Origin of the sequence: Pseudomonas brassicacearum, assembly GCF_003732265.1 — a bacterium.
Taxonomy (GTDB): domain Bacteria; phylum Pseudomonadota; class Gammaproteobacteria; order Pseudomonadales; family Pseudomonadaceae; genus Aquipseudomonas; species Aquipseudomonas brassicacearum_D.
Genome location: NZ_MOBK01000398.1, coordinates 1 through 523, shown reverse-complemented (window position 1 = coordinate 523; position 523 = coordinate 1). Strand labels below are relative to the sequence as shown.

The following is a 523-nucleotide window of genomic DNA, read 5'->3' as shown; positions in this document are numbered from 1 at the left end:
CTGAAAAACGACAACATCAAACCTGAAGCGTATTTCAGCCGCGTCGCTTACTCCGGCGCGCACGACGCCACCGTGGCCTGGGTGCAGGCCGGCAAAGTGGATGCCGGTGTGCTGAACGCCAGCGTCTGGCAGAAACTGGTCGACGCCGGCAAGGTCGACACCAACAAGGTCAAAGTCTTCGCCACCACCCCGACCTACTTCGATTACAACTGTACCGTGCGCGGTACCCTCGACCCGGCACTCGCGGCGAAGATCAAAAAAGCCTTCCTTGATCTGGACCCGGCCAACCCTGAGCAGAAGAAGATTCTTGATCTGCAAGCTGCCAGCCGCTTCATCGACACCAAGCCCGAGAATTACAAGGGCATCGAGGAAGCCGCCCGCGCCGCCGAACTGCTGAAATGACCTTACGCCTCACACAGGGCAGCCTGCGCCACGCCAATGGAGTCGATGCCCTGCGCGGTGTCGACTTGCAGATTGGCGTTGGTGAACAGGTCGCCATCATTGGCCCGTCCGGTGCCGGTAA

The 523-nt window shown here is 60.2% G+C and carries 1 protein-coding gene and 1 pseudogene; both read left to right on the top strand.

The annotated features are described in order from the left end of the window. Nucleotides 1–402, top strand: a 402-nt coding sequence (locus BK660_RS31915; RefSeq protein ID WP_148057547.1) for a PhnD/SsuA/transferrin family substrate-binding protein, incomplete at its 5' end; no start/stop codon positions are given. After that, nucleotides 399–523 (top strand): annotated as a pseudogene (locus BK660_RS31910) (phosphonate ABC transporter); the annotation flags it as partial. The gene BK660_RS31915 and the pseudogene BK660_RS31910, both read left to right, overlap by 4 nt.